This window comes from Dorea sp. 210702-DFI.3.125, from assembly GCF_020560945.1.
Taxonomy (GTDB): Bacteria; Bacillota; Clostridia; order Lachnospirales; family Lachnospiraceae; genus Dorea; species Dorea formicigenerans.
On sequence record NZ_JAJCNF010000055.1, the window covers coordinates 1 to 4,372 of the forward strand.

Sequence of the window (4,372 nt, forward strand, 5' to 3'; positions counted from 1 at the left end):
TCCATTTCGTTCATCATAGCCATTTACCCACACAATCCAGACGGTATCTGGCTCTGTTGAACCTCATCTTCATTATACTTCAAATCTTTCTTTTTAGCAAGATATTCTTTTGTATTTGTTTTGCCGTATTTCTGGGAAATCAGGCTGACGAACACATCGGTGGCGTCCAGTTCCCCGTCAAATACGGTTGTCACTTCAATCTTGGTCTTATTTTTCGCCATAGGCAGTTATCCTCCATACATGAAAATAGCCAGACAGAGAACGGTCGGCAACGAAGTCCGGCAACGGGCTTCAAAAGACCTTGCAAACAATCTCAATCTGGCGTTGATTACTATTTATACTTTTCTTTTATTTTTCTGTTGTTTTGGTTGTCAGAGAGGGAAAAAGCCCGGAAATAAGGGATTTTCCCCGGCAACCGGCTCGGCAACGGGATAGCAACGAAGTCGGCAACGGGCTGTCATTTTCAGAATGGAAGCTCCATCTGCTCTGTGACCTCCACAAAACCGTCCATAGATTTTTCGGGCGGGTTGTCGGTGTCCGTTGCCGGGATTTCACGCTCCCAGCCCTTTTGTCTGCCGTATTCCGCAAACATCCTCGGATTGGAAAAGTAGTTCCACCCGGTAATGCACTGGTTCATTATCTCGTTGATTTCCCGGATTTCCCATTGCTTCGGCTCATCAAAGGTGTGGTTTAAGGCTTCCTTGTAGAGCTGCTTGGAGCAGACCGTTTCCCCGGTGTACTTATCAAGGTAAGCCTGTATCATCCCGGCTTTGGTGTCCTCCGGCATAAAATCCCGCTGGTGTTCTTTGAGATACCGCTGCATGGCAGGGCTGAAAGCCAGCTTGAACCTGCCGCTTCTGTAAATTTCCATCGCTTCTGCCCACATCTGCTCGATATAGGCTCTGGAAGCGGCTTCGTCCTCCAAAATGTGAACCTCGGCTTGCTCCGGGTACACCATGACCGGGATAAATCGGCGGTTGCCGGAACGGTCAAGGGGGAGAAAGTCAAGGGCGTTGGAAGTGCCGCCGAACACGCATTGACGGGGGCGGTCTGCCGGGTGAGTTTCATAGGGAATTTTGTAAACCTCTTTCTGGCGGCTTAGAAAGGACTTGATTTCCTCAATGCTCTTGGCATTGGCGGTTGCCATCATTTCCGACATTTCAATTATCCAGTGACCTTGCAGCTTGCGGTACACGTTATCATCGTCCAGCTTCCGCAAATCATCGGAAAACCACTCGTCCCGGACTGCCAGCAGCCGGAAGAAGGTGGATTTGCCAGCCCCCTGACCGCCTACCAGACACAGCATGATTTCAAACTTGCTTCCGGGCTTAAATGCCCTTGTAATCGCCCCCAGCATGAACAGCTTCAAGGCTTCATAGGTGTAATCGTCCACATCAGCTCCCAGAAAGTGCCGCAGACAGAAGCGGATGCGCTCAGTCCCGTCCCATGCAAGGCTGTTCAGAAAATCCCGGATGGGGTGGTACTTATTCTCATTCGCCACAATCCCGATGGCGGTTTCAATCTTTTTCTCACTGGTAAGCCCGTAGGTTTCCTCCAGATAGAGAAGCAGATACTTCATGTCCGTATCGGTCAGGGCTGTGCTTTCTCTGTGAAAACCGATGGGCTTTATGATGTCCTTGCGGTCGGTCAGGATGTTGTAGGCGATTGCCCCGGCAAGCACAGGGTCACGCTGGAATACGGTCAGGCAGTTCCGTATGCTCTGGCGGACGCCGCCTTTCTCGGTGGTTTCCAGAGTTGCCTTTACTTCCTCAACGCTCTGGGGCGGCTGCATGGCGTTCATGGTGTTTTTTAGTTCTTGCTGCGTCTGCGGCTGCAAGCTCTGCCATTCGCTGTTCAAGCTGTATCACATCCTTTCCGTAGTCCATAATCAAAACCGCTTTTTCCTCTGTCTCCCCGAACAGCAGCACATCCAGCAGATATTCCACATGGGCTTGCTTCTGCAAGGCTTCCACGAACCGGGGATGAAACGCTTCCTCCGGGGAGTGCGGGGCATAGTCGGTTTTCCATACCCGTAAGAGGTGTAGATAATCGGCAAGGACACGGAAGCAATGTGCCTTTGCTTCCCGGAACTGTTCTTCCGGGGATTTCTGCCGGGGCTTGGGCTTCCTTGCCCTGCCCGGTGGCTTCCAGTCCTCATAGGCAAGCCCGAAGTCACTCGCCAACTGTGCGGCGGCTTCCTTTTTCCCCAGCCCGTACAGGGCAGCTACAAAATCAATCACATCCCCATCTGCACCACATCCGAAGCAGTGGAAACGCTTGTCCAGCTTCATGCTGGGGGTCTTATCGTTGTGGAACGGGCAGCAAGCCATCCCGTTTCTGTTTACCCGGATTCCGTAATGCTCCGCAGCCTGTCTTGTCGTAACGGACTGCTTCACAGCTTCAAATACATTCAAATCAATTCCTCCTTGTAAAAAAGAAAAGGCACTTATCATTCTCAATCTGAAAATGGCAAGTGCCTGTTAAAGTTCCATATCCTGTTGTTTGTGTTTCGTCTGCGCCGGGGCGTTTTTCTGTGCTTTCTTCTCGTCAGCCTTATCCTGCAAGACTTCTTTGAGGGGCTGCTTCTTGGGCGGCTCTTTGCTTTCCTCTGTGCCGGGTGTGGCTTTCCGTACCCAGTAGCGGATGTCCCGCAGCTTCTTCAAATCTTCCTGCACCTCGGTCAACGGTACTTTCAAGTCTGCGATTTCGCCCACAAGCTTCGCCTGTTCCTGCAAAAGCTCCTTTTTCGTGCTGTCCTTATCATCCGGGTGCTTGGCAAGGTAGGCACTGGCTTTCTCAAACCGGGCAACCTCCGGGTGTTCCAGCTTGAATTTTTCCTTAGTTTTCTTGAAAAATATCTTCTGGTATTTCTCATAAACGGGCTTACATTCCTTACAGTCCGTCCGGGCGGCAAGGATAGCGTCAATCACGTTGCTGCGGGTTTCCTTTGGCTTCATCTGCTTTCGGTAGTCGGCGGCAGATTTCCCGGACGTTTCTATAAAGTTTTCCAAATCCTCCACGGTGGAAAGTCCCTTTCTCTGAAGATAGGACAGGGCTTCGCTGACTGCCTTTAAGTCTTTGGAAGTTCCACGGTTTTGTCCCGCCCGTGTCCAGTCGCTCCGTTCTGCCTTTCGTACCTCCATGTACTTCATCAACAGATTGGGAAGAAATACCGCTTCCTCCGCAGCTTTTTCCGCAAGCAGTTCTTTTCGTTTTTCACTAAGCTCGATAATCCAGCCTTTGAGATTTTTAATAAGCTGCCGGATAGACTTCATCAGGCTGTTGGCGGCTTTGATTTCCCGGTTCAGATTTCCGATGTTGGTCTGAATCCCTCGCTTTTCCATCTGCCGGACAGCAGCACCCTCATGGACGGTAGGGATAATATCAAGCCCCTGTCTTTCATAAGAACGGAGATCCACCCGCTCCGGGCGGTTGTTGGCTTCCAGATAGCGGTTCTGGATGATCTCCCATTCATGCCGCCAGATTTCACAATACTTGCGGTCGTTCCAGTCAACCGTATCTTCCTTGTGACTTTTCCATCTGCCGGACGGAAGTTTTATCCGTTCCCCGTTCTCGTCAAGGTCATAAACCTTGCGGCTCTTGGGAAGCCATTTCCCATGTTCATCCATTGCCCGCATAGTCAGCATGACATGAGCGTGAGGGTTTCCGTCCCCTTTGTCATGGATGGCAAAATCCACGCACATTCCTTTGGAAACAAACTGCTGATTGCAGAAATCCCGGACAAGGGCGGCGTACTGGTCGGGCGGTATCTCTCTGGGAATGGAAAGCACCCACCGCCTTGCAAGCTGGGAGTTCCATTGCTTCTCAACAGCTTCGGCGGCGTTCCATAAGGTATTGCGGTCTGCATACTCTGGCGGGGCATTTGCCGGGAGCAGGATTTCATTATGGACGATACCACGCTTTTCTGGGTAGTGCTTCACTTGCTGGTCGTATTCACAGAACAGCTTTTCGCCGCTTTGGTAAGCAGCGGCGGCAACAGCAGACTGGCGGTTGCTACGCTGGACGATGGAGATTTGATTGTGTGGACAGGGCATTTAGTGTTCCTCCTTTCCGATTTTAGGTATAAAAAAAGCAGGAGACCTTTTTCAGATTTCCTGCTTGGTGTGCCGCTGGGGGCGGCGGGTATTTAGTTAAAATTCAAGATTACTTAACTTTATAATAGTTTTCTATTGCCTGTGCAAAGAAATCAGAAGCCCCTTCACCGTATTTTTCGTCTATCATTGGTTTGATTTGTTCATTGCGGTAATACTGCGTCTGTGCCATCATAAAGCCTTTTTCTTCTTTTATCTGGGCAAGCTGTTTCATAACAAAGCCATATTCTCCAACAAGCTCTTTTACTTCAAAAGAATCT

4 protein-coding genes and 1 pseudogene are annotated in these 4,372 nt (G+C 50.3%); all 5 read right to left on the bottom strand.

The genetic code is table 11. The features are described 5' to 3' along the window. Window positions 1-23: 23 nt before the first annotated feature. Window positions 24-221, bottom strand: a complete 198-nt coding sequence (locus tag LI164_RS15360) for a hypothetical protein (protein ID WP_002595176.1) — start codon at window positions 219-221, stop codon at window positions 24-26. 242 nt (window positions 222-463) lie between these two features. Then, the gene (locus LI164_RS15365) at window positions 464-1,801 is read right to left on the bottom strand and encodes a virulence-associated E family protein (protein ID WP_227087361.1); all 1,338 of its coding nucleotides are present in this window, start codon (window positions 1,799-1,801) and stop codon (window positions 464-466) included. After that, window positions 1,770-2,414: a CHC2 zinc finger domain-containing protein gene (locus tag LI164_RS15370; RefSeq protein WP_025544160.1), complete on the bottom strand. Its 645-nt coding sequence runs from the start codon at window positions 2,412-2,414 to the stop codon at window positions 1,770-1,772. Before LI164_RS15370 ends, LI164_RS15365 begins: the two co-directional genes overlap by 32 nt. Before the next feature lie 66 nt (window positions 2,415-2,480). Next, on the bottom strand, window positions 2,481-4,055 hold the full coding sequence (gene mobQ / locus LI164_RS15375; RefSeq protein ID WP_025544159.1) for a MobQ family relaxase: 1,575 nt from the start codon (window positions 4,053-4,055) through the stop codon (window positions 2,481-2,483). 109 nt (window positions 4,056-4,164) lie between these two features. Continuing rightward, window positions 4,165-4,372, bottom strand: a pseudogene (locus LI164_RS15380) (TipAS antibiotic-recognition domain-containing protein); the annotation flags it as partial.